Below are 26,257 nucleotides of genomic sequence, written 5' to 3'. Positions count from 1 at the left end.
CGACCCGGTGACCGGGTCGGGGCCGTCGTCGGCTGTCACACCTCAGGCACCGCGCAGGGTCGCCCCGAACCGCTGGGCGGCGACGGCCACGGCGGCGTCCCGCGCGGCCACCGCCTCCTCCACGGTCAGCGTCCGGTCCGGCGCCCGGAAGGTGAGCTTGTACGCCAGCGACCGGCGACCCGCGCCGAGCGACTCCGACGCGTACACGTCGAAGAGCCGGACGTGCTCCAGCAGTTCGCCCGCCCCCTCGACCAGCGCGGCCCGGACGTCGGCGGCCGGCACCGTGTCGTCCAGCACCAACGCCACGTCGATCAGCGCCGGGGGGAACCCGGACACCGTCGGCGCGGACACCACCGGGGCCGCCGGCAGGGCGTCCAGGTCCAGTTCCATGGCGCTGGTCCGGCGGGGCAGTTCCAACGCGGCCAGCACCGCCGGGTGCAGCTCACCGGCGTGACCGACCACCTCCCCGTCGACCAGCAGCGCGGCGCAGCGGCCGGGATGCCAGGGCGCCCGCTCGGCGGCCCGCACCTCGACCCGCTCGGCCGGCAGGTCGGCGGCGGCCAGCACGGCCCGGCCGGCCTCCACCGCGTCGGCCCAGCCGGCGGCGCGGCCCGGCCCCCACCAGCCGGTCGGCTCCACGTCCCCGGTGAGCACCACCGCGACGTGCCGGGGCTGGGCGGGCACCACCGCGTCGGCGGCGGCGAACTCGGCGTCGGTGGGACGGCGGTCCACCCCCATGGCCGGCGGCGCGCCCACCCCGGGACGCGGGTGGAACACCGCCCCGATCTCGTAGAGCGCCAGGTCACGGTGCCCCCGGCCCAGGTTGCGCTTGAGGATGCCGAGCAACGGGCCGAGCAGGGTCGTGCGCAGCAGCGGCTCCTCCTCGGACAGCGGGTTGGCCAGTCGTACGGCCGGCCGGCGCGGGTCGTCGGCGGGCAACCCGAGCTGGTCGGCCAGCTCCGGGGCGACGAACGGCAGGGCCAGCACCTCGACGTACCCGCGCTCGGCGAGCGAACGGGCCACCGCCCGACGGCGACGCTGCTGCCAGGTCAACCCCCGGCCGGGGGGCGCGGTGGGCAGCACCGACGGCACCCGGTCGTACCCGTCGAGGCGGACCACCTCCTCGACCAGGTCGGCCGGGTCGGTGAGGTCGGGCCGCCAGGTCGGCGGGGTGACGGTGAGCACGTCGCCGCCGCCGGCCGTCGTCGCGACCGTGCCCACGTCCTCGGCCAGCCGGTCGGCACCCCGGATCACCGTGCAGCCCACCTGCTCCAGCAGGTCGACCACCCGCTGCGGGGAGTAGTCCACGCCGACCCGGCGCGACGGCAGGTCGACCGGGAGGACGACCTGCCGCATCGGCCGGACGTGGTCCAGGTCGAGGATCTCCGCGCCGGCCCCACCCCCGCCGTGCGCGGTGAGCAGCTCGACGGCACGCTGGAGGGCCACCAGCGGCAGGGCCGGGTCGACGCCCCGCTCCCACCGCTTGGCCGCCTCGCTGAACAGCTTGTGCCGGCGGGCCGTGCGGCCGACCATCACCGGGTCCCAGTGGGCGGCCTCCAGCAGCACGTTCGTGGTGCCGCCGACCACCTCGCTGGTCTCGCCGCCCATCACCGCGGCCAGCGAGATCGGGCCGGTGTCGTCGCAGATCACCATGTCCTCGGCGGTGAGCGAGCGGACCACGCCGTCCAGGGTGGTCACCTTCTCGCCCGCCTCGGCCCGGCGCACCACCAGCGGGCCGGTGAGCCGGTCGGCGTCGAAGGCGTGCATCGGCTGGCCCAGTTCGAGCATCACGTAGTTGGTGACGTCGACCGCCAGGGAGATGCTGCGGACGCCGGCCACGGTCAGCCGCTGCCGCATCCAGCCGGGCGTGGCCGCCGTCGGATCCACCCCCCTGACCATCCGAGCGGTGAACCGGTCGCAGCCGACGGTGTCGCGCACCTGCACCGGGTACGCCGGCTGCGCCGTGCCGGCCGGCGCGGGCACCCGGCCCGGGTCGCGGAAGGCCACCCCGAGGGCGTACGCCAGCTCCCGGGCGATGCCGCGCACGCTCAGCGCGTACCCCCGGTCGGGGGTGATCTCCAGCTCGACCACGACGTCGTCGAGGCCCACCACGGGGCGGGCGTCGTCGCCGGGCCGGGCCGGGGTGTCCGGCGGCAGCACGATGATGCCGGAGTGGTCGTCACCCAGGCCCAGCTCCATCGCCGAGCAGATCATGCCGGCCGACATCCGGCCGTACGTCTTGCGCGCGCCGATGGTGAAGTCGCCGGGCAGCACCCCGCCGGGCAGGATCACCACGACCCGGTCGCCGGGGGCGAAGTTCCGCGCCCCGCAGACGATCTGCTGGAGTTCGCCGGTGCCGTTGGCGGTGCCCACGTCGACCAGGCAGTGCCGGATCGGCTTCTTGAACCCGGTCAGCTCCTCGATCTCGCGGACCTCACCGACGACCAACGGACCGGTGACCGTGCGGCGCAGGTCCACCACGGACTCCACCTCGATGCCGAGGTCCACCAGGGCCTGTTCCAGGTCCTCGGTGGGCAGGTCGACGGGGAGGTCGACGTACTCCCGCAGCCAACTGACAGAAACTCGCATGACTCAGACCACCGTCTCCGTGACTCGTACCCGCATCGCCCTACGCCCCGGCCCCGAACGCGCGGGTGAACCGCACGTCGCCCTCGGCCATGTCCCGCATGTCGCTGACCCCGTGCCGGAACATCACCGTCCGGTCGATGCCCATGCCGAACGCGAACCCGGAGTAGACCTCGGGGTCGATGCCGCAGGCCCGCAGCACCCTCGGGTTGACCATGCCGCAGCCGCCCCACTCGACCCAGCGCGGGCCGTCGCGGTGCTCGGGGAACCAGACGTCGAACTCCCCCGACGGCTCGGTGAACGGGAAGTAGTGCGGACGCCAGCGGGTCTTCGCCCCCTCGCCGAACATGGCGCGGGCGAAGTGGTCGAGGGTGCCGCGCAGGTGCGCCATCGTGATGCCCCGGTCGACCACCAGGCCCTCGACCTGGTGGAAGACGGGCGCGTGGGTGGCGTCCAGCTCGTCGGTGCGGTAGACCCGGCCGGGCACCACCACGTAGATGGGGGGCTTGCGGGTGAGCATGGTCCGCGCCTGCACCGGCGAGGTGTGGGTGCGCAGCACCAGGCCGGAGGTGTCCGCGCCGGGCGGGGGTGCGATGTGGAAGGTGTCCATCAGCCCGCGCGCCGGATGGTCGGCGGGGATGTTCAACGCGTCGAAGTTGGTCCACTCCAGCTCGACCTCGGGACCCTCGGCCACCTCGTAGCCCATCCCGACGAACAGGTCGCTGATCTGCTCCATCAGGGTCGACAGCGGGTGCCGCGCCCCCCGGGGCCGCCGGTCGTACGGCAGGGTCACGTCGACCCGCTCCTCGACCAGCACCCGGGCGGCCTGCTCCCGGTCGAGCACCTCGGCGCGGGCCGCGTACGCGGACTCGACCGCCCGGCGGGCCTCGTTGACCCGCTTGCCGGCGTCGGCCTTCGCGGCCGGCGGCAGCGCGCCGATCTCCCGGCGGGCCAGCGACACCGGGGACCGGTCGCCGAGGTGCGCGGGGCGCAGCGCGGTCAGCGCGTCGGGGTCGGTGGCGGCGGCGAACGCCTTCTCGGCGTCGGCCACGGCCCCGGCCAGGGCGGCCGGGTCGAGCAGGGCGACCTGCTTCGGGTCGTACGGATCGTTGCGGTAACTCATGGCGTACGGGCACTCCCTCACGGCGGCGCCGGCCCTTCCGGGCGGCTAGGCGAGTCTACGGACGCGCGGCGGTGCCGCAGCCCGCCGGTGGGAGTTACGTGCGGAGGTAGGTCAGGACCACCGCCCGCCGACACCGGCGGGCTGGCTAAACGAACGCCGTGGCGCGTTCCTCACGTGACCGGCTCCCCTGCTGGGTGTGCGCCCGACCGGGGTCGGCGCAGTGCTCGGGCTGAAGCGTACAGGCAGACGGCGGCGGCCGCAGCCAGGTTCAGGCTCTCGGCCCGCCCGTGCAGCGGCACCCGGACCCGGGCGTCGGCGGCGGCGGTCAGCTCCCCGGGCAGGCCGTGCGCCTCGGCGCCGAACAGCCAGGCGGTGGGGGCGGCGAGCCGGCCCCGGTCGGCGAGGTCGTCGAGGTCGCTGTCGCCGTACCCGGTGGTGGCGAGGACGGTGAGCCCGGCGGCGCGCAGCGCGTCGACCACGGCCTGCGGGTCGGCGGCACGGACCACGTCGACGTGGAACAGGCTGCCGGCGGAGGCCCGCACGCACTTGCCGTTGTAGGGGTCGACGGTGTCGCCGGCGAAGACCACCGCACCCGCGCCGGCCGCGTCGGCGGTGCGCAGCACGGTGCCGGCGTTGCCCGGGTCACGGATGCCGGCGAGCACCGCGACCAGGCGGGGACCGCGCGCCAGGGCGGCGTCCAGTGGCACGTCGAGGTGCCGGCAGACGGCGACCACGCCCTGCGGCGTGACGGTTTCGGTGAGCGCGGCCAGGGCCTCGTCGGTGACCTCGGAGACGGGCAGGTCGGCGCGGGCGGCAGCGGCCGCGAGGTCGGCGTACCGGTCGAGCGCGGCCGGGGTGCCGAACAGCTCCACCACCGTGCCGGTGCGGTCGAGGGCCTCGCGGACGGCCTGCGGCCCCTCGGCCAGGAACCGGCCGGTGGCGTCACGGTCGCGGCGGCGGTGCAGCCGGCGGGCGGCGACCACCCGGGGCGTACGCGGGGTGAACGGGCCGGTGACGGCGTCGAGGCGTCTCCCGCGCGGTGGTGACTGCATGGGAGACGCCTCGATCTGCTGCCGGGGTGGGTCAGGCGGCCTGGGCCGCGGCGCCACCGGTGCCCTCGGCCGCCACGGCGGCGCGGGCCAGCTCGACGATCGCGGCGAACGCCGCGGCGTCGTGGACGGCCAGGTCGGCCAGGATCTTGCGGTCGACCTCGATGCCGGCCAGGCGCAGGCCCTGGATCAGCCGGTTGTAGGTCATGCCGTTGGCCCGGGCGCCAGCGTTGATGCGCTGGATCCAGAGCTGCCGGAAGTCGCCCTTGCGGTCGCGACGGTCCCGGTAGGCGTACTGCATCGAGTGCAGCACCTGCTCCTTGGCCTTGCGGTACAGCCGGGAGCGCTGACCGCGGTAACCGCTCGCGGTCTCCAGCAGGGTACGACGCTTCTTCTGGGCGTTCACAGCCCGCTTGACGCGTGCCATCTCAACTCCTTGTTAGGTAAAGGTGGCGCGCGTCAGCGGCCGAGCAGCTTCTTGATGCGCTTGACGTCGGACTTGGCCAGCTCGACCGTGCCGGTCAGCCGCCGGGTCTGGGTGGACGGCTTCTTCTCCAGGTTGTGGCGAAGGCCGGCCTGCTGGGCGACGATCTTGCCCTTGCCGGTCACCTTGACCCGCTTGCCCATACCCGTGTGGCTCTTCATCTTCGGCATGTGGAACGTCTCTCCCTGTTACTGGCCGCTGATGTCAGCGGTCGGGCCGGTCTCGCCGGCTGCTGCGGTCTCGCCGGCCACCGGGGGCTCGCCACCTGCCGGGGCGGCCGATTCCTCCGCGGCCCGGTCCCGGGGGCCACCACGGGACGCCGTGGCGGCGACCGCGGATGCCTTGACGGCCCGGTGCGGAGCGAGAACCATGATCATGTTACGGCCGTCCTGCTTCGGAGCGGCCTCGACGTATCCCAGGTCCGTGATCTCGGACTCGAGCCGGCGCAGGAGCCGGTAACCCAGCTCCGGACGGCTCTGCTCCCGACCGCGGAACATGATCGTCACCTTGACCTTGTCGCCGGCCTTGAGGAACCGCACCACGTGACCCTTCTTGGTCTCGTAGTCGTGCGGGTCGATCTTCGGCCGGAGCTTCATCTCCTTGATGACGGTCTGCTGCTGGTTACGCCGCGCTTCGCGCGCCTTGAGTGCGCTCTCGTACTTGAACTTGCCGAAGTCCATGAGCTTGCACACCGGCGGGCGCGCCATCGGCGCAACCTCGACCAGGTCCAGGTCGACGTCCGCGGCCAGCTGCAGGGCGCGCTCCAGCGGGACGATGCCCACCTGCTCACCCTCAGGGCCGACCAGTCGGACCTCACGTGCCCGGATCTGCTCGTTCACGCGTGGTTCGACGCTGATGTGGCCTCCTCGAGTCAAGTCTGCTGCGTGGCCGACCCCGCGCGGCCCCCGGGTGGGGGCGACCCGGAAAGCAGAAGGCCCCGGCGCATGCCAGGGCCTGCTCGACCGGTCGGCACGATCACAGGATCGCGCATCCGGCGCCGGGACGGACCCGGAACCGGTGACCGGACCCGGCCACCTCGGGGGCGACTCGGGTGGGAGCAGGCGCTCCGCTTCGGGACCACCCACACGCCACAGGCGGGGGCAGTCTGGTCGACGTGGTAACACTACACCCCGGCGCAGCCATCCCCCAAACCGGGCCCGCAGGTCAGCACGCTACGAGAACCCCGGTAGCGGGGGCCGGGACGCTCAGCGGGCCGGGGTGCCGCCGAGGCCGGCCAGGTGGGCCTGGTGCAGCCGGCGCAACGCGCGGACCCCGTCGACCGCGCTCTCCTTGTCGGCGGCCTGGAGCGCCACCATCGGCAGCAGGTCGTCGTCGTGCAGCTCCAGGCTGGCCCACGGCGCGCCCCGGTCGAAGCGCACCCCCCGGACGACCTCCCAGGGCAGCTCGTACGAGCCGAGGATGTTGCGCACCCGGACCCCCCGGGCGTCCGCCTCGACCCGGGGCCTGGTGAACAGCAGGATGCCGAGCGCGCCGAGCACCCCGAGGCCGACCATGGCGACCTGGTCGCCACGCTGGAAGGTGCCGTAGCCCTCGCCGGTCGCCCCGGTCAACGAGGTGGCCACCAGGCTGAAGACCACCAGCAGGGCGATCGCCGAGGCCCAGCAGACGACCCGGATACGACGCGGCCTGAGACGGATCAACTCGGTGTCGCTCACCGCTCCAGTCTGCCACCCGACCCGGACGGCGTCGCGTCGCCACCCACCCCCACCAGCCCCGCCCGGTTCGAGCGGGCCCGGTCGGACCGGTCAGGCCGAACTGGCCGGGCCGGGCCGGGCTGGGGTGGGGCGGGGCGGGCCGGGGTGGGGCGGCTGGGGCAATGGGGCTGATACAGCGGTATCCGCGCGGGATGATGCCGCTGTATCGGCCCCACAGCCGTCGATCACGAGGGCCCGCCGGGCGGTCGGGTCAGAGCCGGCAGGCGTGGATGTTGGTGACCAGGATGGCGCGGGCACCCAGCTCGTACAGCTCGTCCATGATCCGGTGGACGTCGTCGCGGAGCACCATCGCCTGCACGGCGACCCAGCCCTCCCGGTGCAGCGGGGAGACCGTCGGCGACTCGATGCCCGGGGTGAGGCCGCTGGCCCGGTCGAGCAGGCCGGCCGGCACGTCGTAGGCGAGCATCACGTACCGGCGGGCCACCAGCACCCCGTGCAGGCGACGCAGCAACTGCTCCGCCTGCGGGTGGGCCGGCGCGGCGGCCCGGCGGACCAGCACCGCCGAGGACCGCAGCAGCGGCTCCCCGAACACGACCAGTCCGGCCTGGCGCAGCGTCGCGCCGGTCTCCACCACGTCGGCGACGACGTCGGCGACCCCGAGCCGGATGGCGTTCTCCACCGCGCCGTCGAGCCGGATCACGTCGGCCTTGACGCCCAGCTCGGCGAGGTACCGCTCGACCAGCCCCGGGTACGCGGTGGCGATCCGGTGCCCGCCCAGCTCCTGCACGTCGCCGACGTCCTCAGGGCGGGCGGCGAAGCGGAAGGTGGCCCGGCCGAAGGCCAGGTCGACCACCTCCTCGGCGGGCGCGCCGGAGTCGATCAGCAGGTCCCGGCCGGTGATCCCGACGTCGAGGTCACCCGAGCCGACGTAGGTGGCGATGTCCTTCGGGCGCAGGTAGAAGAACTCGATGTCGTTGGCCTCGTCCGGGCAGACCAGGTCCTTGGGGTCGGTGCGCTGGCGGTAGCCCGCCTCGCGCAGCATCTGGGCGGCCTTCTCGGCCAGGGCCCCCTTGTTGGGTACGGCGACACGCAGCATGACGGAGTGCTCCTTCGATCGGATCAGATCAACGACGCGGGCGCACTCACAGATGTCGGTAGACGTCCTTCAGCTCCAGGCCACTGGCCAGCATCAGCACCTGCACCTGGTACAGCAGCTGGGAGATCTCCTCGGCGGTGCGCTCCGGGCCCTCGTGCTCGGCGGCCATCCACGACTCGGCCGCCTCCTCGACGACCTTCTTGCCGACGAAGTGCACCCCCTTGGCCAGGGCGTCGACCGTGCCGGAACCCGGCGTGCCGGCGGCTGCCTTGGCCTGGAGCTCGGCGAACAACTCCTCGAACGTCTTCACGGAACCGGATTCTTCCAGCCACCCACCGACGCCGTGCGCTCCGGGTCCGGCCGGGTCGCCCCGCCCACATCCCGTTCCCGCAGGCTGGGACGGGGCCGGAGACGCCGGGCGCTCCGGCCGGCCGGGGCGCGGGTCACCGGCCACCGGCAACGGGCCGGACACGTTTGCACATCGATCTCTCATCTACCTGATGGGACACCCTTCGAGGGATCGGTGGTCTTCTCTATCCTGGCGGCCATGGTCAGCAGCAGCTCACGTACCCGCGCCGCCGCCACCGCCGCCGCCGCGCTCCTCGTCGCCGTGGCCGGATGCGCACCGCAGGACCCCACACCCACCGCCCCCGACGTCGCCCCCACCGCAGCGTCCTGCGCCAAGGACAGTCTGAAGACCCGGACGCCGGGCAAGCTCACCATCGCCACCGACGAGCCCGCGTACGAGCCGTGGTTCAAGGGCGACAAGCCGGACAGCGGCGAGGGTTTCGAGTCCGCCGTCGCGTACGCGGTGGCCGAGAGGCTCGGGTACGCCCGGGGGGACGTCACCTGGACCCGGGTGAAGTTCGACACCGCCATCGCCCCGGGCCCGAAGACCTTCGACTTCGACATCAACCAGTTCTCCATCACCGAGGAACGCAAGCAGGCGGTCGACTTCTCCGCCCCGTACTACCTGGTGCGCCAGACGGTCATCGCGCTCAAGTCGTCGAAGATCGCCGGGAAGAAGTCGGTGGCGGACCTGAAGAACGCCAAGCTCGGCGCGCAGGTCGGCACCACCAGCTACCAGGCGATCACCGCCCTGATCAAGCCCTCGGTCAAGCCGCAGGTCTACAACAGCAACGACGACGCCAAGAAGGCCCTGCAGAACGGCCAGATCGACGGGCTGGTGGTCGACCTGCCGACCGCGTTCTACATCACCGGTTCGGAGGTCACCGACGCCACCATCGTCGGCCAGCTGCCGCAGGTGGGTGCGCCGGAGGCGTTCGGACTGCTGCTGGACAAGGACTCCCCGCTCACGCTGTGCGTCAGCAAGACCGTCGGGGAACTCGCCGAGGCCGGCACGCTCAAGCAGCTGGAGCAGAAGTGGCTCGCCCAGGTGGCGGGGGCGACCGAACTCCAGTGAGCCGGGTGTCCGCAGGCAACGACGACCCGGCGGTGGACCGGCCGTACCTCCTGTCGGCGGCCCAGCGGCGGCGGGCCGCGTACCGGCGTCGGCAGACGACCCGCAGCGTGCTGGTCGCCGCCGTCTCCACGGCGGTGCTCGGCACGCTGCTGGTCGTCGCGGTCACCGGCGCGCCCGGCTGGGACCGGGTCCGCCTGTCGTTCCTCGACCCGCAGATCGCCCGCCACGCCCTGCCGGAGGTGCTCACCGGGCTGTGGCTCAACGTCCGGCTGCTGGTCTGCTGCGCTGCCGGGGCGCTGCTGCTCGGCCTGCTGATCGCGTTGCTGCGGACCCTGCGCGGGCCGGTCTTCTTCCCGCTCCGCGCGCTCGCCGCCGGCTACACGTACACCTTCCGGGGCCTGCCGCTGATCATCGTGCTGTACGTGCTCACCCTCGGCGTGCCCGGCCTGCGGTTGCAGGGGATGCCCCCGGTGCTGGTGCTCGGCGGGCTGGCGCTGGTGCTCACCTACGGTGGCTACCTGGCGGAGGTGTTCCGGGCCGGCATCGAGTCGGTCCACCCCAGCCAGCTCGCGGCGGCCCGCTCGCTGGGGCTGACCTACCGGCAGACCATGCGGCACGTGGTGCTGCCGCAGGCCGTCCGGCGGGTCGCGCCGCCGCTGCTCAACGACGTGGTGGCGTTGCAGAAGGACGTCGGCCTGGTCTCCCTGGCCGGCCCGATCGACGCCGTCCGGGCGGCGCAGATCGCCACCGCGCAGAGCTTCAACTACACCCCGTACATCGTGGCCGGGGTGCTGTTCGTGCTGCTCGCCATCCCGCTGATCGCGGTCACCGACTGGGTGACGCTGCGCGCGGCCCGACGCCAGTCCGGAGGCTGACCATGGCCGTGCTGACCTGCCAGGGGGTACGCAAGGAGTTCGGTGGCCGGGTGGTGCTCGACGGGCTCGACCTGACCGTCGACGAGCACCGGGTGGTCGCCCTGATCGGGGCGTCCGGGTCGGGCAAGTCGACGCTGCTGCGCTGCGTCAACCTGCTGGAGGAACTCGACGACGGGACCATCACGCTCGACGGCGAGGAGATCTCCGACCCCCGGGTCGACCCGGACCGGGTCCGCCGGCGCATCGGCATGGTGTTCCAGTCGTACAACCTGTTTCCGCACCTGAGCGTGCTGGACAACGTCACCCTCGCGCCGCGCCGGGTGCACCGGCGGGCCCGGGCCGAGGCCGAGGCGCAGGCCCGGGAACTGCTCGCCCGGGTCGGGTTGGCCGACCGGGCGGACGCCTACCCGGACCGGCTCTCCGGCGGCCAGCAGCAGCGGGTGGCGATCGTCCGGGCGCTGGCCAACTCGCCCCGGCTGATGCTGCTGGACGAGGTCACCTCGGCGCTCGACCCGGAACTGGTCGGCGAGGTGCTGGCGATGATCCGGGACCTCAAGGCCGACGGGATGACGATGGTGCTGGCCACCCACGAGATGGGGTTCGCCCGGGAGGTCGCCGACCAGGTCTGCTTCCTCGACGCCGGCCGGGTGGTCGAGGCCGGCCCGCCCGCGCAGGTGTTCGGCGAACCGACCCAGCCGCGAACCCGGCAGTTCCTCCGCCGGATCATCGAGGCCGGCCGGCTGTAGCGGGGCCGTGCCCTCGGAACGACCCGTGTGGGCCGATGGTGCGGGGTCTACGCCTGCCGGACCCCACACCATCGGCCCAAGAGGCCACAGCCCGCCGGGGCACGCCGGCCCGGCGTGCCCCGGCGGTCCGTCAGCCGGCGAAGCCGACGCGGTGGCCGTTGGCCGTGGACACGGCCCGGACCGCCAGCGCGGCGTCCAGGGCGGCCACCGTCGCCGACCAGCCCTTGTCCTCGGCGGAGCCGGGCAGCCCGGCCCGGTCCCGGGCCTGGTCCAGGTTCTCCACGGTCAGCACCCCGTGCGCCACCGGCTTGCCCTCGTCCAGGGCGACCCGGGTCAGGCCGTCGGTCACCGACCGGCAGACGTAGTCGAAGTGGGCGGTCGCGCCGCGCACCACCACGCCCAGCGCCACCACCACGTCGCAGCGCCGGGCCAGGGCCTGCGCCACCACCGGCAACTCCACCGAGCCGGCTACCCGGGCCGTCACCACCCGCGCCCCGCACGCCTGCGCGGCGGCCACCGCCCGGTCGAGCATGTGGTCGGTCAGCTCGCCGTGCCAGCGCGCCGCCACCACCCCGACGGTCAGCCCGGCGGTGTCCACCGGGGTCACTCCGGGTTCACCGAAACCCGCCATCGTCATGCTCCGATCTCGTCGCCGGGGACCGGCCGGCCCATCGGGGCCTCGGTCACCTCGTCCAGCTCGTCCAACAGGTGGCCCATCCGGTCCCGCTTGGTCCGCAGGTAGCGGACGTTCTCCGGGTGCGGCCGGACCGGCAGCCCCTCCCGGCCGGTGACGGTCAGCCCGTACCCCTCCAGCCCGGCCCGCTTGGCCGGGTTGTTGGTGAGCAGCCGCATCGACCGCACCCCCAGGTCGTAGAGGATCTGCGCGCCGGTGCCGTAGTCCCGGGCGTCGGCCGGCAGGCCCAGGTCGAGGTTCGCGTCCACGGTGTCGCGGCCCTGGTCCTGGAGCTGGTACGCCTGGAGCTTGTGCAGCAGGCCGATGCCCCGGCCCTCGTGGCCGCGCACGTAGAGCACCACGCCCCGCCCCTCCCGGGCGACCCGGGCCAGCGACGCTTGCAACTGTGGCCCGCAGTCGCAGCGCAGCGACCCGAAGACGTCCCCGGTCAGGCACTCGGAGTGCACCCGGACCAGCACGTCCTCGCCGTCGCCCAGCTCGCCGAAGACCAGCGCGACGTGCTCGGCCGGGTCGTGTTCGGCCCGGTAGCCCAGCGCCCGGAAGACCCCGTACGGGGTGGGCATCCGGGCCTGCGCGACCTGCTCCACCTGCTTCTCGTGCCGCCGCCGGTAGGCCACCAGGTCGGCGATGGTGACCAGGGTGAGCGAGTGCTCGGCGCAGAACTTCTCCAGGTCCGGCAGGCGCATCATGGTGCCGTCGTCGTTGACCAGCTCGCAGAGCACCCCGGCGGGACGTAGCCCGGCCAGCCGGGTCAGGTCGACCGCCGCCTCGGTGTGCCCGGGACGGCGCAGCACCCCGCCGGCGCGGGCCCGCAGCGGCACCACGTGGCCGGGGCGGGCCAGGTCCGTCGGGTCGGTGCCGGGGTCGGCGAGCAGCCGGATGGTGTGCGCCCGGTCGGCGGCCGAGATGCCGGTGCTGACCCCCTCCCGGGCGTCCACGGTCACCGTGTAGGCGGTGCCGCGCCGGTCCTGGTTGGTGTGGTGCATCGGCGGCAGGTCCAGCCGGTCGCACTCCGCCTCGGTCAGCGGGACGCAGACGTACCCGGAGGTCCAGCGGACCATGAAGGCGAGCAGCTCCGGGGTGGCCAGCTCGGCGGCGAAGATCAGGTCGCCCTCGTTCTCCCGGTCCTCGTCGTCGACCACCACGACGGGCCGGCCGGCGGCGATGTCCGCCACCGCCTCCTCGATCCGGGCGAAGGTGACCGCCTGGGTGCTCATGCCACGACCTCCGAGTAGGTGGACGGGATCGGTGTCGACGCCGTACGGCTGGCCCGCGAGCTGCGCCACCAGGCGGCGAAACCCCAGCCGCAGAGCGCGCCGTAGACCAGGTACATCGCCGCCGAGGGGTAGAAGCCGCCGCGCAGCAGCAGCGGTACGCCGACCGCGTCCACCGCGATCCAGACCAGCCAGAACTCCACCCAGCCCCGGGCCATCCCGTAGGTGGCCAGCAGGCTGCCGGTGAGGATCCAGGCGTCCGGCAGCGGCCCCCAGGAGCCGAGCGCGGCGAGCAGCGGATAGCCCAGCGCGGTGCCGAGCACGGCGGCCAGCAGCAGAGCGAGCCGTTCCCGGCCGGTGGCCCAGCGGGGGGTTACCGCCGGGGCGTCCGCACCCTGGCGGCGGTTGCGTGACCACCGCCACCAGCCGTAGACGCTGACCGCGAAGAAGAAGACCTGCCGGCCGGCCTGGCCGTAGAGGTCGTGCGCCTGCGGGGTGGCGAACACCCCGCCGAGGAAGACGGTGAACAGCAGCCCGTTGCCGATCATGCCGACCGGCCAGGCCCAGACCAGCCGGCGCAGCCCGAGCAGCGCCGAGACCAGCCCGAAGGCGTTGCCGACGATCTCCCGGACCAGCACCGGGGAACCGACGACGTGCACCTGCGCGTCGAGCAGCCAGCCGACCGGGCCGGTCACCGCGCCCCTCCGGTGGCGTCCCCGGGCAGCGCCGGGGCGGTGCCGTCGGTCCCGGCGGGCAGCCGGGCGTCGAGTAGGCGTTCGACGTACTTGGCCAGCACGTCCACCTCCAGGTTGACCGGCGCGCCGACCCCCCGGCCGCCGAGCGTGGTGAGCTTGAGGGTGGTGGGGATCAGCCCGACGGTGAACCAGTCGTCGCCGACCGCCGCCACCGTCAGCGACACCCCGTCGACGGTGATCGAGCCCTTCTCCACCACGTACCGGGCCAGGGCGGTGGGGAGCCGGAACCGCAGCGTCTCCCACTGCGCGGCCGGTTCCCGGGAGAGCACCTCGCCGACGCCGTCGACGTGGCCCTGCACCAGGTGCCCGCCGAGCCGGCTGTTCAGCGCGGCGGCCCGCTCCAGGTTGACGGGGTCGCCGGGGCGCAGCCCGCCCAGCGCCGAGCGGCGCAGCGTCTCGCCCATCACATCGGCGGTGAACACCCCGCCGTCGACGTCGACCACGGTCAGGCAGACCCCGTTGACCGCGATGGAGTCGCCGTGCCGGGCGTCGGAGGTGACCAGCGGGCCGCGGATCGCGACCAGCGCCGAGTCACCCCCGGTGTCGGCGATCCGGACGACCTCGCCCAACTCCTCGACGATGCCGGTGAACATCTCAGGCCTCCCTCTTCCGGGGCAGCGCGGTGATCCTCAGGTCGGACCCGACCCGGGTAACGTCGGTGATTTCCAGATCGATGGCGTCGGCGATGGTCGTCACACCCGCGTCGACCAACGCGGTCGGGCCGGCCCCGAGCAGCTTCGGCGCGACGTACCCGACGACCCGGTCGACCAGGCCGGCGGCGAGGAACGCCCCGGCCAGCCGGGGGCCGCCCTCCAGCAGCGCGGCGCGTACCCCCCGGTGGTGCAGTTCGGCCAGCAGGGCCGGCAGGTCGACCCGGCCGTCCGGGCCGGCGCCGACCTCCGCGACGGTGGCGATCCAGGTCCGGGCGGCGCCGTCGCGGACCCGGGCGTCGGCGGGGGTACGTCCCGCGCTGTCCACCACCACCCGCAGCGGCTGGCGGATGGCCAGGGTGCCGTCGCGCAGGTTACGGGCGGTCAGCCGGGGATCGTCGGCGAGCACGGTGCCGACCCCGGCGATGACCGCGTCGACCGTGCCGCGCAACGCGTGCACGTCCATCCGGGCCGCCTCGGAGGTGATCCACATGCTGCTGCCGTCGGCCGCCGCGGACCGGCCGTCGAGCGTGGCGGCGTACTTCCAGATCAGGTACGGCCAGCCGCGCCGCATCGAGGTCAGCCAGGCGACGTTGCCGGCCTCGGCCTCGTCGGCGCGTACCCCGAACTCGACCCGCACCCCGGCGGCGCGCAGGGTGGCGGCGCCGCCCGAGGCGACCGGGTTGGGGTCGGGTACGGCGATGACCACCCGGGCGATGCCGGCGCGGATCAGCGCGTGACTGCACGGGCCGGTGCGACCCGTGTGGTCGCAGGGTTCGAGGGTGACCACCGCGGTGCCGCCCCGGGCCCGCTCGCCGGCCTGGGCGAGCGCGACGATCTCGGCGTGCGGCCCGCCGGTGTAGGCGTGGAAGCCCTCCCCGACGACGACGCCGTCCGCGTCGAGCAGCACGCAGCCGACGACCGGATTGGGACTGGTGGTGCCGAGACCCCGCGCGCCCAACTCGATGGCACGACGCATCGCCTCGTCCACGGAGACGCCGCCCATGCCCTGCCCTCTCGCTCGCCGGTCCCCGCGCGGGCGGTACGGGAGCAGGCGGGCAGGCGGCGGCGGAACCGGGAACGGCAGCGCCGCCCCCGGGGAGCCCACGCGGTCGCCGAGACGCCACGCAGGCCCGCCCCGCCCGCGCGCTGTCTCCCATCCGGACTGTCGGGGGTGCGGACGGACCGCTCCCCCACCGTCGGCCCCGGATTCTCACCAGGTCCACCGGGCGGCACAGCCGTCCGGGTCGCGGGCTTACCACGTCGAGCGTGGATCACCGCCGGTTCGGAATTTCACCGAGCCCCGCCAGCGCGTGGTGGGTACATGCGAAGTCTTACACGTCACCCCCGGGAGTCCGCCACATCCAGCGTGCTACTTCACACCCCGTCGGCACGTCGCCTGTCGACTGCGACGTATGACCCCGGTTGGCTCTTGGCGACCGTTTTCATCTCGCTGGCCACGGCGATCGCCGCCAGCGGGTCGGTGAAGCGCTTGCGGGCGTCGGAGAGCGACACACCGATCGACAGGGTGACCAGGGCCGCCCGCCTGATGTTGCCCCGCCGGTCCTTCAGCTCGACGAAGCCGCGTTCCCGGTCGGTCGCGTCGTAGAGGGTGTCGGCGGTCTTCTCGAAGTCGACCACGGCCCGGGAGGTCAGCGGGCGGATCTGGTCGGGGGCGCAGACGATCACGAAGTCGTCGCCGCCGACGTGGCCGAGGAAGGCCGGCGGCAGCCCGATCGCGACCACCGCCCGGTACAGGCTGCGGGCCAGCGCGGAGATGAACTCGTCGCCCCGCACGAAGCCGTACCGGTCGTTGACGCTCTTGAACCGGTCGATGTCGATGTAGCCGACGGCGTAGTCGACGCCGCTGCGGACCCGGTCGCTGATCTCCCGGCGGATCCGACTGTTGCCGGGCAGGCCGGTCAGCGGGGAGACCTCACGGAACTCCTTGTTGCGGCGCAACGTGGAGCTGACCCGGGCCACCAGCTCGGCGGTGTCGAACGGCTTGACCAGGTAGTCGTCGGCGCCGGCGCTGAGCCCGTGCACCTTGTCCACGGTCATGCCCTTGGCGGTCAGCATGATCACCGGCAGTGCCGAGGTGATCGGGTTGGCGCGCAGCCGGCGGGTCAGCTCCAGACCGTCGATGCGCGGCATCATCAGGTCGACCACGGCCAGGTCCGGCTTGTGCTGCTCGATCATGTCGAGCGCCTCCTGGCCGTCCCCGGCGTGCAGCACCTCGAAGCCGTGCAGCCGCAGGTTGAACTCGACGAAGCGGGCGATGTCCTCGTCGTCGTCGACGACCAGGATCACGTCGGGGCGGTCGCCGGTGGGTTCCACCTCAGGCCCCGGCGTTGGCGCGCTCCGCCAGCCCGCGCAGGCGACGGACCGCCTCGGCCGGGTCGTCCGCGCCGTACACGGCGGTGCCGGCGACGAAGGCGTCCGCGCCGGCCGCCGCGGCCTGCTCGATGGTGTCGGCGGCGATTCCGCCGTCGACCTCGATGCGCAGTTCCAGGTGGCCGCTGTCGACGTGCCGGCGGGCCGCCCGCACCTTGTCCAGCAGCTGCGGGATGAAGCGTTGCCCGCCGAAGCCGGCCTTGATCGTCATGATCAGCAGGGTGTCGAAGCTGGGCAGCAGGTCGAGGTACGGCTCGATCGGGGTGTCCCGGTCGATGGCCAGCCCGGCCCTGGCACCGGCCGAGCGGAGATCCTTGGCCAGGGCGACCGGGTCGTCGCACGCCTCGGCGTGGAAGGTCACGTTGTACGCGCCGGCGTCGGCGTAACCGGGGGCCCACCGCCGCGGGTCGGTGATCATGAGGTGCACGTCGAACGGGAGCCGGGTCACCGCCCGCAGGCTCTGCACCACCGGCAGGCCGATGGTCAGGTTGGGCACGAAGTGGTTGTCCATCACGTCGACGTGCAGCCAGTCCGCGGCGTCCTCGACGGCGCGGACTTCATCGGCGAGGCGGGCGAAATCGGCGGCGAGGATGCTGGGCGCGATGATCGACGGCGGTACGGTCACAGGGCAAGTGTACGAACGCGGCCATCCGCCGCGGACAGCACGGCACCATGAGCGACGCCCTGTGACCCAGGCGTGACCCGTGGTGCACCAACGGCTCCCCTTCCCGGGAGTCCGGGACGAATGGCCGGTGCCGACTGGCCGAACGGCCCGCAAGAGGCAACACTCCATCAGGGACGGTCACGTATGATGCTCGCCCGGCGGCGGGCACGCCGGGCGGGGCACGGCGACGGACCGTCGACCCCCGGAAAGGGTGGACGATGCGACGGTGGCTCGTGGCGCTGGCGCTGGCCGGCACCGTGACGGTGGCGCTCAGCGGCTGCGTACCGCAGCACGGCGCCGACGGCGACCTGCTCGACGACTGGCCGGTGCTGCCGGTCGCCCAGTCGTTCGTGCCCGCCACGGACGCCTGCCTACCCCGGATCACCCCGGTCGTGCAGGCCGGCACCTACGAGACCGTGGACTGCGCGCGCAGCCACCTGGCCGAGACCATCCACGTCGGCACCTTCACCGGCGCGGTGACCCGGGGTGAACGGCCCGAGCCGGGCTCCGCCGCGCTGCGTCCCGCCCGTACCGAGTGCGACCAGCGGGCCCGTGACGTCCTCGGTGGCGACTGGCACTCGGCCCGGCTGACGATGAACATCGCGCTGCCGGCCAACTCGGCGTGGAACAGCGGCGCCCGCTGGTTCCGGTGCGACCTCAGCGAGACCGACAGCATCGACAACACCCGGCCGGTCAACCGCGTCGGCAGCCTGCGCGGGGCGATGATCGGCGACAATCCGCTCAGCCACCGTTGCTTCGATCCCAAACTGATCGGCAACAACCTCAACTACATGGCCCCGGTGCTCTGCTCCGAGCCGCACCGCGCCGAGTTCGTCGGCGTCTACCTGGAACGCAGCGACCTGAGCTGGGCCGATTTCAGTCGCGCCAACCAGCGGGTGCACCGGCGGTGCATGGCGCTGATCGCCGGCTTCGCCGAGGTGCCCAACAACAGCGAACTGCCGTACCGGGCCGGGTCGATCTTCTATCCGCCGTCGCAGCGGGAGTGGGAGGAGGGCGACCGGGGCATCCGCTGTTTCCTGTGGAGCGACGACCGGAAGCTGACCCGCTCGATGCGCGGCGCCGGCCCCAAGGGCCTCCCCACCATCTGACCCGTCCGTCCGCCGCCGCTTCCCGCTTCCCGCCCCCGGTGATCAAGAGGTTCGCGTCATCCGGCGACGGATCGTTGACGCAATTCTCTTGATCACCGGGGGCAGGAAGCGGGGCGGCGGCAGGGGCGGGGCGGGTCAGGTGCGGCGGAGGAGGGCCAGGAACATGGCGTCGGTGCCGTGGCGGTGCGGCCAGAGCTGGACGGTGGGGCCGTCGCCCAGGCCGGGCATGCCCGGCGGCAGGACCGTCCGGGCGTCGACGAAGTCCGCCGGCACCCCGGCACGCCGGGCCGCCTCGGTGACCGTCACGTGCGTCTCCACCGTGTGCGGGGAACAGGTGACGTAGCCGACCAGACCGCCCGGACGGGCCGCCCGCAGCGCGGCGGAGAGCAGTTCCCGCTGCAACCGGGTCAGCGGCGGCAGGTCCGACGGCTGCCGCCGCCAGCGCGACTCGGGCCGGCGGCGCAACGACCCCAGCCCGGTACACGGGGCGTCGACCAGCACCCGGTCGAAATGCCCCTCCGGCAGCTTCGGATCGGCCCCGACCGTGCGCCCGTCGGTGTGCAGCACGCTCACCGGCAGACCCCGGGTGGCCTGCTCGACCAGCCGGGCCCGGTGCTCCGAAACCTCCACCGCGGTCAGCCGCGCACCCCGCTGCGCGGCGAGCGCGCCGAGCAGTCCGGCCTTGCCACCGGGGCCGGCGCACAGGTCCAGCCAGCGGCCGTCGTGACCGTCCAGCGGAGCCGTGGCCAGCGCGTTCGCCACCAGCTGGGAACCCTCGTCCTGCACGTGCGCCCGGCCGTCGGCCAGCGCCGGCAGGTCACCGGGCGCGCCACCGGGCAGGTAGACCGCGTACGGCGAGAACGCACCCGGCGCGCCGCCGACCGCGTCGGCCAGCTCTGCCGGGTCGAGGAGGCCCGGACGGGCGCACAGGTGCACCGGCGGGCGCTCGTTGTCCTCGATCAGCAGCCGGGTCACCTCGCCCAGGTCACCGCCGAGAGCGTCGGCGAAGGCCCGGACGATCCACTGCGGGTGGCTGTAGGTCACGGCCAGGTGGCCGATCGGGTCGGCGGCCATCGTCGGGGCGAGTTTGGCCGTCCACGCGTCGACGTCCTGGCCGGCCACCTCGCGCAGCACCGCGTTGGCGAAGCCGGTGGCCCCCTCCCCCACCGTACGGACCAGGTCGACCGTGGAGGACACGGCGGCGTGCGCCGGGACCCGGGTGTGCAGCAGTTGGTAGGCGCCGAGCCGCAACGCGTCGCGCACCGGCGGGTCGATCCGCGCGACGTCCCGACCGGCGGCGGCGGTGAGGATCGTGTCGAGGGTGCCGAGCTGCCGCAGGGTGCCGTAGGTCAGCTCGGTGGCGAAGGCGGCGTCCCGCCCGGCCAGCCCCTGCTCGCGCAGGATCGCCGGCAACACCAGATTGGCGTACGCGTCGTCGCGGTGCACCGCCGCGACCGCCTGGTAGGCGGCGTACCGGGGCAGGTCGACGGCCGGGCGGACCGGTCGGCCGGGTCGCCCGCCGCGCCGGTCGGACCCGGCCCGGTCGCCCCACCCACCGGTGCGGGCGGGGCGGTCGCCCCGGGTGCCGCCGGAGGGCCGCCGGTCGTCGCCGCGCCGGTCGCCGTCGGCCGGACGGTCTCCTCGTGCGGTCGGTCCGGTCACGCGAGTTCCTCCCCGGCGGCGACCCGGACGCCACGCGCCCAGTCGGTCGCCGGCATGGCCTTCTTGCCCGCCGCGCGCACCTCACCGAGCTGCACCGGCACGGTCGCCGTGCCGGCCAGCACGCGGGACTTCTCCACCAGCAGTTCTCCAGGTTTCAGGGTGGGGCCGTTGCCGACCGGGGTGACCGGGCCGAGCTTGACCCGGTCGCCCCGGAAGGTCGTCCACGGGCCCGGGGCGGGGGTGCAGGCGCGCACCCGCCGGTCGACCGCGAACGCGGGGTCGCCCCACCGCACCCGGGCGTCGTCCACTGTCAGTTTCGGGGCCAGCGAGACCCCGTCGGCGGGCTGCGGTTCGGCCCGCGCGGTGCCCGCCGCGATCGCGTCCAGGACGGCTACCAGCAGCCCGGCACCGGAGTGGGCGAGCCGCTCCAGCAGGTCGCCGGAGGTGTCGGTGGGGCGGATCTCGTCGGTGAGCGTGCCGTAGACCGGGCCGGTGTCCAGCCCCTGCTCCAGCTGGAAGACACTGGCCCCGGTCAGCTCGTCGCCGTGCAGCACCGCGTGCTGCACGGGTGCCGCGCCCCGCCAGGCGGGCAGCAGCGAGAAGTGCAGGTTGACCCAGCCGAAGCGGGGGATCTCCAGCGCCGCCGGGGGCACCAGCGCGCCGTAGGCGACCACCGGCACGCAGTCGGGGGCCAACTCCCGGAGCCGGTCGAGGAACTCGGGCTCCCGGGGGCGGGCCGGGGTGAGCACCTCGACGCCGTGCTCGTCGGCCCAGACGCCGACCGGGGACCGCAGCACGCCCCGGCCCCGACCGGCGGGCGCGTCGGGGCGGGTCACCACGGCCACCACCTCGTGCCCGGAGGCGTGCACGGCGGCCAGGGCGGGGACGGCGACCGCCGGCGTACCGGCGAAGACCAGCCGCATCGGGGCGGTCACCGGCCCAGACCGAAGGGGTTGCCGGCGGCGTGCGGGCTGACCTTGACCGTCGGCGGGGCGGCCTCGTCGTACCAGTCGGCCTGCCGGATCGCCTTCATCGCCTCCTTGCGCCCGGCCGGGTCCAGCCGGTCGAGGAAGAGCACCCCGTCGAGGTGGTCGGTCTCGTGCTGGACGCAGCGGGCCATCAGCCCGGTGCCGACGATCTGCAACGGGTCGCCGTAGCCGTTGAAACCCTTGGCGATCACGTTCTGCCGGCGCTTGGTGTCGAAGTAGAGCCCGGGGATGGACAGACAGCCCTCCGGGCCGTCCTGCTCCTCGGCGTCGGGGAACTCCAGCACCGGGTTGACCAGGTGGCCGAGCACGTCGTCCACCTCGAAGGTGAAGACCCGCAGGCCCACACCGAGCTGGGGGGCGGCCAGCCCGGCACCGCTGCGGTCACGCATCGTGTCGGTGAGGTCGGCGATGAGCCTACGCAGCTCGACGTCGAAGTCGACGACCGGATCGGCCGGCGTGCGCAGCACCGGGTCCCCGAACAGACGGATGGGCTGGACGGTCACGCGGGGTGGCTCCTTCGTTGGACGGCGTGGTGCCGTACCAGTCTACGGAGTACGGCGGGGGCACCGGCCGGCGTACCGCGACGGGTGGTGACCGGGGTGGGACGGCCGGTCAGACGCCGGCCCCCGCTTCGCCGGCCAGCACGGCGTCCCCGCCGAGCAGGGCGTGCGCGGGCAGCGGGAGCCGGGTGCCGTGGGCGGCCTCCCAGTCGTGCACGAGGCTGGGGCGCACGTGGGCGGCGAAGTAGTCGACGGCGCTCGTCTGCCCGACCACCGGCTCGTCCACCTCGGCGACGAGCTGCGCGGGCACCAGCGAGAAACCGTTGCGCAGGGCCGCGCTGAGCCGGCGGTGACCGTCGACGACGAAGAAGTACTCGCCGGTGAAGCCGATCCGCAGCGGGGCGAGGGCCTCGTCGCCGGCCGCCGCCAGCTCCCCGACGAGCCCGGACCCGTCGAGCCCGCGCAGGGTGGCGACGTCCTCGGTCGGGTAGACCCGGGCCGGGTCCAGCAGCAGCAACGGCGGGGCGTCACGCAGCACGTCGGCGGCGAGCCGGCCCTCGTACGCGTCGATGATGTGCGTGATGACCTCCTCGGCGGAGGCCCGGGTGGTGTCGCAGACCAGGTCGTAGTTGCGCAGCCGGGCCTTGTCGACGCCGTAGCGGAGGATGAACCGGTTACGCTCGCTGTCGCTGCGTTCGCGCAGCCTGGCCTCCGCCTCGGCCAGCGAGGTGTAGCTCTCGGCCGGCCCGGAGGGGCGCAGCAGCACCCGCCGGGCCGCCTCGGCCGGCTCGGTGATCATGTGCACCTTGAGCGCGTGGGTGAAGAAGTGCCAGGCCAGCCGGGAGTCCATCACCAGTGACTCGCCGGAGGCGGCGATGTCGCGCTGGAGCTGGTCGACGTAGCCGTCGACGGCCTGGTCCAGCTCGGCGTGCAGGTTGAGCTGGAGGGCGGTCATCTGGCGTTCCTGGGCCATCTGCCGGTAGAGGTCACCGACGCTGACCCGGCGCAGGCCCAGCCGCTTGGCGATCTCGACGGAGACGGTGCTCTTGCCGCTGCCGAGGTCACCGTTGAAGACGATCGACTGACGAACGGTCACGACTGGTCCACCCCTGCTCACCGGCTGATTGAGATCATCGATTTGGCGTCGACCCGACGCGTTCCCGCCTTCGTCGCGCCATTCGTGCGCCCGGGCATGAGGGGCGATGCTATCACGCGTACGCCCGCCGGCCGGCGGACCCGGGGTGCGACGGCGGGCTGGCCGGACCCCCGACGGAACTGAGCGACGACTCAGAACAGGGCGAGCGGGTCGACCTGGAGACGGACCGGTTCGGCAGACCGCCTGGCGCTGCGGACCCCGGCGGCGGTGTGCAGCGCCCCGGCCAGCGCGGCGGCCCGGGACCGGGGCACCCGGACCAGCATCCGCTCCCGGTCCTCGTCGGCAGGGACCGGGCCGAGCACCTCCGCCCCCTCCGGCAGCTCGGCCTGCGCCAGCAGGTCGGCCACCGCCGCCGCTCCCCCGGTGACGCTGGCCATCTTCACCGCCGGCGGGAAGCCCAGCTCGCGCCGCTCGGCCAGCTCCCGCGCGGCGAACCAGCCCGGGTCCCAGCGCAGCAGCGCCTGCACCGGGGCCAGCGCCCCGTCGGCGACCACCACCACCTTCCCGCCGGCCGGGGCGGGACGGGCCAGCGCCGCAGCGGACAGCCACCGCCGTAGCGCCTCCTCGCCGGCGCGCAGGTCGGCCCGGGTGAGCAGCGCCCAGGAGTCCAGCAGCAGGACCGCGCCGTACCCCCCGTCGGCCACCGGCTCGGCCCCCGGGGTGGCGATGACCAGCGCCGCACCGCCCGGCACGGCGGTGAGCACCTCGTCGCGACCCGAGGTGCGCACCGGCACCCCGGGGAACGCCCGACCCAACTCCTCGGCGGTCCGGCGGGCCCCGGTGACGGCCGCCCGCAGCCGTCGCCCGCCGCACTGCGGGCAGGCGTACGCGGCGGTGACCCGGCCACACCAGCGGCAGGCCGGCGGGGCGTCGGCGGCGCGCAGCGCCAACGGGCCCGCGCAGTGCGGGCAGCGGGCCGGGGTCCGGCAGTCCGCGCAGGAGACCGAGGGCAGGTAACCCCGGCGGGGCACCTGGACCAGCACCGGCGCGTCCGCGCGCAGGGTGTCCCGGGCGGTGGTCCAGGCCAGGCTGGGCAGCCGGGCCGTCGCCGCGCCCGGATCGCGGGCCAGTTGCGGATCGTCCCCGGTCGGGGCGATGGCCGGGGTACGCGCCCGCAGGGTCGACCGGTCCGCCACCACCTCCCGGGCCCAGCCGGTCTCCACCAGCAGCTGCCCCTCGGCGGTCCGGGTCCAGCCGCCGACCAGCGCGGCGGCGTCGGCGAGCCGGGCCCGGGTGAGCAGCACCTCCCGCGCGTGCGGGTAGGGGGCCCGGGGCTCGGCGTGCAGGTCGTCCCCGTCGTCCCAGATCGCCACCAGGCCGAGCCGGTCGACCGGGGCGAACATGGCGGCCCGGGTGCCGATCACCACCGGCACGTCGCCCCGCCGGGCGGCCAGGAAGGCCCGGTACCGGCGGGCGGGGCCGAGCGCGGCGGAGAGGGTCACGTGCCGCCCGGGGCCGAGCAGGGCGGTCAGCGCCGCGTCGAGACGGTCGAGGTCCCGGGCGTCGGCGACCACCACGACCGCGCCCCGCCCCCCGGCGAGGGTCGCGGCGACCGCGTCGGCGTAGCGGGCCGCCCAGTCCTCCCCGGCCAGCGCCGACCAGACCGCGCGGGGGGCCCGCCCGTCGGCGAGCGCCGTCAGGAACGCCGCGCCGGCGGGATAGTCCCGCCAACCACGCGGGTCGACCCCGGCCGCGTCACGCGGGGCGGGGCCGGGCGGGGTCGGCCCGTCGTCGCCCGGGTCGGTGCCGGCACGGACGGGGTCGACCCGCGCGGGGTCGGCCCGGGGTTCCTTCTCGACCCGGGCGTGCCGGGGCGGGACGGCCAGCCGGAGCACGTCGGCGAGGTTGCCGGCGTACCGGTCGGCGACCGCGCGGGCCAGCCGGGCCACCTCGGGGGCCAGCACCGGCTCCGGTGAGACCACCTTCTCCAGGTAGGCCAGCCGGCCGTCGTGCGCGGAGCTGTCCACCCGCTCCAGCAGCCACCCGTCGACCAGCTGACCGGCGAAGCGGACCTTGACCCGCACCCCGGGGACCGCGTCGTCGGCCAGCCCGGCGGGGACCAGGTAGTCGAAGGGACGGTCGAGGTGCGGCAGCGCGACGTCGACGCAAACCCGAGCGACCGGCGACCCGTCAGCGGGTCGCCGGTCGCTGGGCGTGGTGCCGGTCAGGCGCCCGCTACCGACTTCAGGTCGGCGGCCCGGTCGGTGTTCTCCCAGGTCAGCTCCGGCAGCTCCCGGCCGAAGTGGCCGTAGGCCGCCGTCTGCCGGTAGATCGGACGCAGCAGGTCGAGGTCCCGGATGATCGCGGCCGGACGCAGGTCGAAGACCTCACCGACGGCCCGCTCGATCCGCTCCACCGGCACGTTCTCGGTGCCGAAGGTCTCGATGAAGAGGCTGACCGGGTGGGCCTTGCCGATCGCGTACGCGACCTGCGCCTCGCAGCGCTCGGCGAGGCCGGCGGCGACCACGTTCTTCGCCACCCACCGCATCGCGTACGCCGCCGAGCGGTCCACCTTCGACGGGTCCTTGCCGGAGAACGCGCCGCCACCGTGCCGGGCGTACCCGCCGTAGGTGTCGACGATGATCTTCCGGCCGGTCAGGCCGGCGTCACCCATCGGGCCACCGATCTCGAACCGGCCGGTCGGGTTGACCAAGAGCCGGTAGTCGTCGGTGTCCAGGCCCAGGCTCTCCAGCTCCGGGGCGATGACGTGGTCCCGCACGTCCGGGGTCAGCAGCGAGTCCAGCGAGATGTCGGCGGCGTGCTGGCTGGACACCACGACGGTGTTCAGCCGTACCGGGCGCAGCCCCTCGTACTCGATGGTGACCTGGGTCTTGCCGTCGGGCCGCAGGTACGGGATCGTGCCGTCCTTGCGCACGGCGGACAGCCGCTGGGCCAGCCGGTGGGCGAGCGCGATCGGCAGCGGCATCAGCTCGGGCGTCTCGGAGCAGGCGAAACCGAACATCATGCCCTGATCGCCGGCACCCTGCGCGTCCAACGCGCTCTCCGACGCACCCGTCCGCAACTCGAAGGCGTTGTCCACACCCTGGGCGATGTCCGGCGACTGCGCGCCGATGGAGACGCTGACGCCGCAGGAAGCGCCGTCGAAGCCCTTCTTCGACGAGTCGTAACCGATGCCGAGGATCGTCTCGCGGACGATGGTCGGGATGTCGGCGTACGCCTTGGTGGTCACCTCGCCGGCGACGTGGACCTGACCGGTGGTGATCAGGGTCTCGACCGCCACCCGACTGTGCGGGTCCTGGGTCAGCAGGGCGTCGAGGATCCCGTCACTGATCTGATCAGCGATCTTGTCCGGGTGGCCTTCCGTGACCGATTCGGACGTGAAGAGGCGGCGTGTCACGGCACTCCTAAGCTCTTTAGATAATCGTTCCGCAGCAGTCTAGTCACCCTCGCG

Annotated in this window: 26 protein-coding genes and 1 riboswitch; of the genes, 4 read left to right on the top strand and 22 right to left on the bottom strand. The window is 74.0% G+C overall.

All coding sequences use genetic code 11. The features are described 5' to 3' along the window. Positions 1–42: 42 nt before the first annotated feature. The 9 genes from pheT to ACN268_RS00725 form a co-directional block, all read right to left on the bottom strand. The gene (gene pheT / locus ACN268_RS00765; RefSeq protein ID WP_421481242.1) at positions 43–2,589 is read right to left on the bottom strand and encodes a phenylalanine--tRNA ligase subunit beta; all 2,547 of its coding nucleotides are present in this window, start codon (positions 2,587–2,589) and stop codon (positions 43–45) included. A gap of 40 nt (positions 2,590–2,629) precedes the next feature. Beyond that, positions 2,630–3,709, bottom strand: a complete 1,080-nt coding sequence (gene pheS, locus ACN268_RS00760) for a phenylalanine--tRNA ligase subunit alpha (protein WP_421481241.1) — start codon at positions 3,707–3,709, stop codon at positions 2,630–2,632. 170 nt (positions 3,710–3,879) lie between these two features. Then, a complete protein-coding gene (locus ACN268_RS00755; RefSeq protein WP_421481240.1) occupies positions 3,880–4,761 on the bottom strand; it encodes a TrmH family RNA methyltransferase in 882 nt (293 codons plus the stop codon). Positions 4,762–4,792: 31 nt separating this feature from the next. Beyond that, positions 4,793–5,185, bottom strand: a complete 393-nt coding sequence (gene rplT / locus ACN268_RS00750) for a 50S ribosomal protein L20 (RefSeq protein WP_088645192.1) — start codon at positions 5,183–5,185, stop codon at positions 4,793–4,795. Between the two features lie 32 nt (positions 5,186–5,217). Next, the gene (gene rpmI / locus ACN268_RS00745; protein ID WP_088645193.1) at positions 5,218–5,412 is read right to left on the bottom strand and encodes a 50S ribosomal protein L35; all 195 of its coding nucleotides are present in this window, start codon (positions 5,410–5,412) and stop codon (positions 5,218–5,220) included. 18 nt (positions 5,413–5,430) lie between these two features. Next, positions 5,431–6,081: a translation initiation factor IF-3 gene (gene infC, locus ACN268_RS00740; protein WP_421481239.1), complete on the bottom strand. Its 651-nt coding sequence runs from the start codon at positions 6,079–6,081 to the stop codon at positions 5,431–5,433. A gap of 366 nt (positions 6,082–6,447) precedes the next feature. Then, positions 6,448–6,918, bottom strand: a complete 471-nt coding sequence (locus ACN268_RS00735) for a PH domain-containing protein (protein ID WP_421481238.1) — start codon at positions 6,916–6,918, stop codon at positions 6,448–6,450. Positions 6,919–7,168: 250 nt separating this feature from the next. After that, positions 7,169–8,014, bottom strand: coding sequence for an ATP phosphoribosyltransferase (gene hisG / locus ACN268_RS00730; RefSeq protein WP_421481237.1), 846 nt, complete (start codon positions 8,012–8,014; stop codon positions 7,169–7,171). A gap of 46 nt (positions 8,015–8,060) precedes the next feature. Continuing rightward, on the bottom strand, positions 8,061–8,342 hold the full coding sequence (locus ACN268_RS00725) for a phosphoribosyl-ATP diphosphatase (protein WP_204927713.1): 282 nt from the start codon (positions 8,340–8,342) through the stop codon (positions 8,061–8,063). A gap of 219 nt (positions 8,343–8,561) precedes the next feature. Here ACN268_RS00725 and ACN268_RS00720 point away from each other — a divergent pair, with 219 nt between their 5' ends. From ACN268_RS00720 to ACN268_RS00710, 3 genes are read left to right on the top strand one after another with little or no spacing between them, the layout of a single operon-like run. Then, the gene (locus ACN268_RS00720) at positions 8,562–9,437 is read left to right on the top strand and encodes an ABC transporter substrate-binding protein (protein WP_421481236.1); all 876 of its coding nucleotides are present in this window, start codon (positions 8,562–8,564) and stop codon (positions 9,435–9,437) included. Positions 9,438–9,487: 50 nt separating this feature from the next. Continuing rightward, entirely contained in the window at positions 9,488–10,312 is an 825-nt protein-coding gene (locus ACN268_RS00715; protein ID WP_421486780.1) for an amino acid ABC transporter permease, read from the top strand. Positions 10,313–10,314: 2 nt separating this feature from the next. Then, positions 10,315–11,058: an amino acid ABC transporter ATP-binding protein gene (locus ACN268_RS00710; RefSeq protein WP_421481235.1), complete on the top strand. Its 744-nt coding sequence runs from the start codon at positions 10,315–10,317 to the stop codon at positions 11,056–11,058. Positions 11,059–11,188: 130 nt separating this feature from the next. Here the strand turns inward: ACN268_RS00710 and ribH are convergent, their stop codons facing one another. From ribH to rpe, 7 genes are all read right to left on the bottom strand, one after another. Further along, positions 11,189–11,689 (bottom strand): 6,7-dimethyl-8-ribityllumazine synthase, encoded by a 501-nt coding sequence (gene ribH, locus ACN268_RS00705; protein WP_421486779.1) that lies wholly within the window; start codon positions 11,687–11,689, stop codon positions 11,189–11,191. A 2-nt stretch (positions 11,690–11,691) separates the two neighbouring features. After that, positions 11,692–12,969 carry a bifunctional 3,4-dihydroxy-2-butanone-4-phosphate synthase/GTP cyclohydrolase II gene (locus tag ACN268_RS00700; RefSeq protein ID WP_145918945.1) on the bottom strand — a complete coding sequence of 426 codons (1,278 nt, stop codon included), beginning with the start codon at positions 12,967–12,969 and terminating at the stop codon, positions 11,692–11,694. Next, a complete protein-coding gene (gene pnuC / locus ACN268_RS00695) occupies positions 12,966–13,661 on the bottom strand; it encodes a nicotinamide riboside transporter PnuC (protein WP_421481234.1) in 696 nt (231 codons plus the stop codon). The genes ACN268_RS00700 and pnuC overlap by 4 nt, the downstream gene beginning before the upstream one ends. Continuing rightward, entirely contained in the window at positions 13,658–14,314 is a 657-nt protein-coding gene (locus ACN268_RS00690; protein ID WP_421481233.1) for a riboflavin synthase, read from the bottom strand. Before ACN268_RS00690 ends, pnuC begins: the two co-directional genes overlap by 4 nt. A 1-nt stretch (position 14,315) precedes the next feature. Further along, positions 14,316–15,377 (bottom strand): bifunctional diaminohydroxyphosphoribosylaminopyrimidine deaminase/5-amino-6-(5-phosphoribosylamino)uracil reductase RibD, encoded by a 1,062-nt coding sequence (gene ribD, locus ACN268_RS00685; protein WP_145918942.1) that lies wholly within the window; start codon positions 15,375–15,377, stop codon positions 14,316–14,318. A gap of 138 nt (positions 15,378–15,515) precedes the next feature. After that, positions 15,516–15,686, bottom strand: a riboswitch (FMN riboswitch). A gap of 62 nt (positions 15,687–15,748) precedes the next feature. Further along, positions 15,749–16,708 (bottom strand): GGDEF domain-containing response regulator, encoded by a 960-nt coding sequence (locus ACN268_RS00680; RefSeq protein WP_421481232.1) that lies wholly within the window; start codon positions 16,706–16,708, stop codon positions 15,749–15,751. A 1-nt stretch (position 16,709) separates the two neighbouring features. Next, entirely contained in the window at positions 16,710–17,390 is a 681-nt protein-coding gene (gene rpe, locus ACN268_RS00675; protein WP_204961400.1) for a ribulose-phosphate 3-epimerase, read from the bottom strand. A 257-nt stretch (positions 17,391–17,647) separates the two neighbouring features. Here rpe and ACN268_RS00670 point away from each other — a divergent pair, with 257 nt between their 5' ends. Next, positions 17,648–18,538, top strand: a complete 891-nt coding sequence (locus tag ACN268_RS00670; protein WP_421481231.1) for a septum formation family protein — start codon at positions 17,648–17,650, stop codon at positions 18,536–18,538. A gap of 135 nt (positions 18,539–18,673) precedes the next feature. Here the strand turns inward: ACN268_RS00670 and ACN268_RS00665 are convergent, their stop codons facing one another. The 6 genes from ACN268_RS00665 to metK form a co-directional block, all read right to left on the bottom strand. Continuing rightward, entirely contained in the window at positions 18,674–20,200 is a 1,527-nt protein-coding gene (locus tag ACN268_RS00665) for an RsmB/NOP family class I SAM-dependent RNA methyltransferase (RefSeq protein WP_421481230.1), read from the bottom strand. Then, entirely contained in the window at positions 20,197–21,123 is a 927-nt protein-coding gene (fmt, locus tag ACN268_RS00660; protein ID WP_421486778.1) for a methionyl-tRNA formyltransferase, read from the bottom strand. The genes ACN268_RS00665 and fmt overlap by 4 nt, the downstream gene beginning before the upstream one ends. 8 nt (positions 21,124–21,131) lie before the next feature. After that, the gene (gene def, locus ACN268_RS00655) at positions 21,132–21,692 is read right to left on the bottom strand and encodes a peptide deformylase (RefSeq protein ID WP_204927577.1); all 561 of its coding nucleotides are present in this window, start codon (positions 21,690–21,692) and stop codon (positions 21,132–21,134) included. Between the two features lie 109 nt (positions 21,693–21,801). Next, complete coding sequence (locus ACN268_RS00650) at positions 21,802–22,785, bottom strand: AAA family ATPase (RefSeq protein ID WP_421481229.1); 984 nt, start codon at positions 22,783–22,785, stop codon at positions 21,802–21,804. Between the two features lie 191 nt (positions 22,786–22,976). Then, entirely contained in the window at positions 22,977–25,013 is a 2,037-nt protein-coding gene (locus ACN268_RS00645; protein ID WP_421486777.1) for a primosomal protein N', read from the bottom strand. After that, entirely contained in the window at positions 25,010–26,203 is a 1,194-nt protein-coding gene (gene metK, locus ACN268_RS00640) for a methionine adenosyltransferase (protein WP_421408964.1), read from the bottom strand. Before metK ends, ACN268_RS00645 begins: the two co-directional genes overlap by 4 nt. Between the last annotated feature and the right edge of the window lie 54 nt (positions 26,204–26,257).

Source organism: Micromonospora sp. WMMD735, assembly GCF_049178995.1.
Classification (GTDB): domain Bacteria; phylum Actinomycetota; class Actinomycetes; order Mycobacteriales; family Micromonosporaceae; genus Micromonospora; species Micromonospora wenchangensis.
Note: the sequence above shows the minus strand (reverse complement) of the source record. Positions and strands in the feature narration are given on the sequence as shown.

Bases quoted from the DNA above. Each gene is read 5' to 3' on its own strand.
- ribD (WP_145918942.1), bottom strand. From the start codon at position 15,377: ATGGGCGGCGTCTCCGTGGACGAGGCGATGCGTCGTGCCATCGAGTTG.
- ribH (WP_421486779.1), bottom strand. From the start codon at position 11,689: ATGGCGGGTTTCGGTGAACCCGGAGTGACCCCGGTGGACACCGCCGGG.
- ACN268_RS00720 (WP_421481236.1), top strand. From the start codon at position 8,562: ATGGTCAGCAGCAGCTCACGTACCCGCGCCGCCGCCACCGCCGCCGCC.
- ACN268_RS00690 (WP_421481233.1), bottom strand. From the start codon at position 14,314: ATGTTCACCGGCATCGTCGAGGAGTTGGGCGAGGTCGTCCGGATCGCC.
- rpmI (WP_088645193.1), bottom strand. From the start codon at position 5,412: ATGCCGAAGATGAAGAGCCACACGGGTATGGGCAAGCGGGTCAAGGTG.
- rplT (WP_088645192.1), bottom strand. From the start codon at position 5,185: ATGGCACGCGTCAAGCGGGCTGTGAACGCCCAGAAGAAGCGTCGTACC.
- pheS (WP_421481241.1), bottom strand. From the start codon at position 3,709: ATGAGTTACCGCAACGATCCGTACGACCCGAAGCAGGTCGCCCTGCTC.
- ACN268_RS00700 (WP_145918945.1), bottom strand. From the start codon at position 12,969: ATGAGCACCCAGGCGGTCACCTTCGCCCGGATCGAGGAGGCGGTGGCG.
- ACN268_RS00710 (WP_421481235.1), top strand. From the start codon at position 10,315: ATGGCCGTGCTGACCTGCCAGGGGGTACGCAAGGAGTTCGGTGGCCGG.
- hisG (WP_421481237.1), bottom strand. From the start codon at position 8,014: ATGCTGCGTGTCGCCGTACCCAACAAGGGGGCCCTGGCCGAGAAGGCC.
- pheT (WP_421481242.1), bottom strand. From the start codon at position 2,589: ATGCGAGTTTCTGTCAGTTGGCTGCGGGAGTACGTCGACCTCCCCGTC.
- fmt (WP_421486778.1), bottom strand. From the start codon at position 21,123: ATGCGGCTGGTCTTCGCCGGTACGCCGGCGGTCGCCGTCCCCGCCCTG.
- ACN268_RS00670 (WP_421481231.1), top strand. From the start codon at position 17,648: ATGCGACGGTGGCTCGTGGCGCTGGCGCTGGCCGGCACCGTGACGGTG.
- ACN268_RS00755 (WP_421481240.1), bottom strand. From the start codon at position 4,761: ATGCAGTCACCACCGCGCGGGAGACGCCTCGACGCCGTCACCGGCCCG.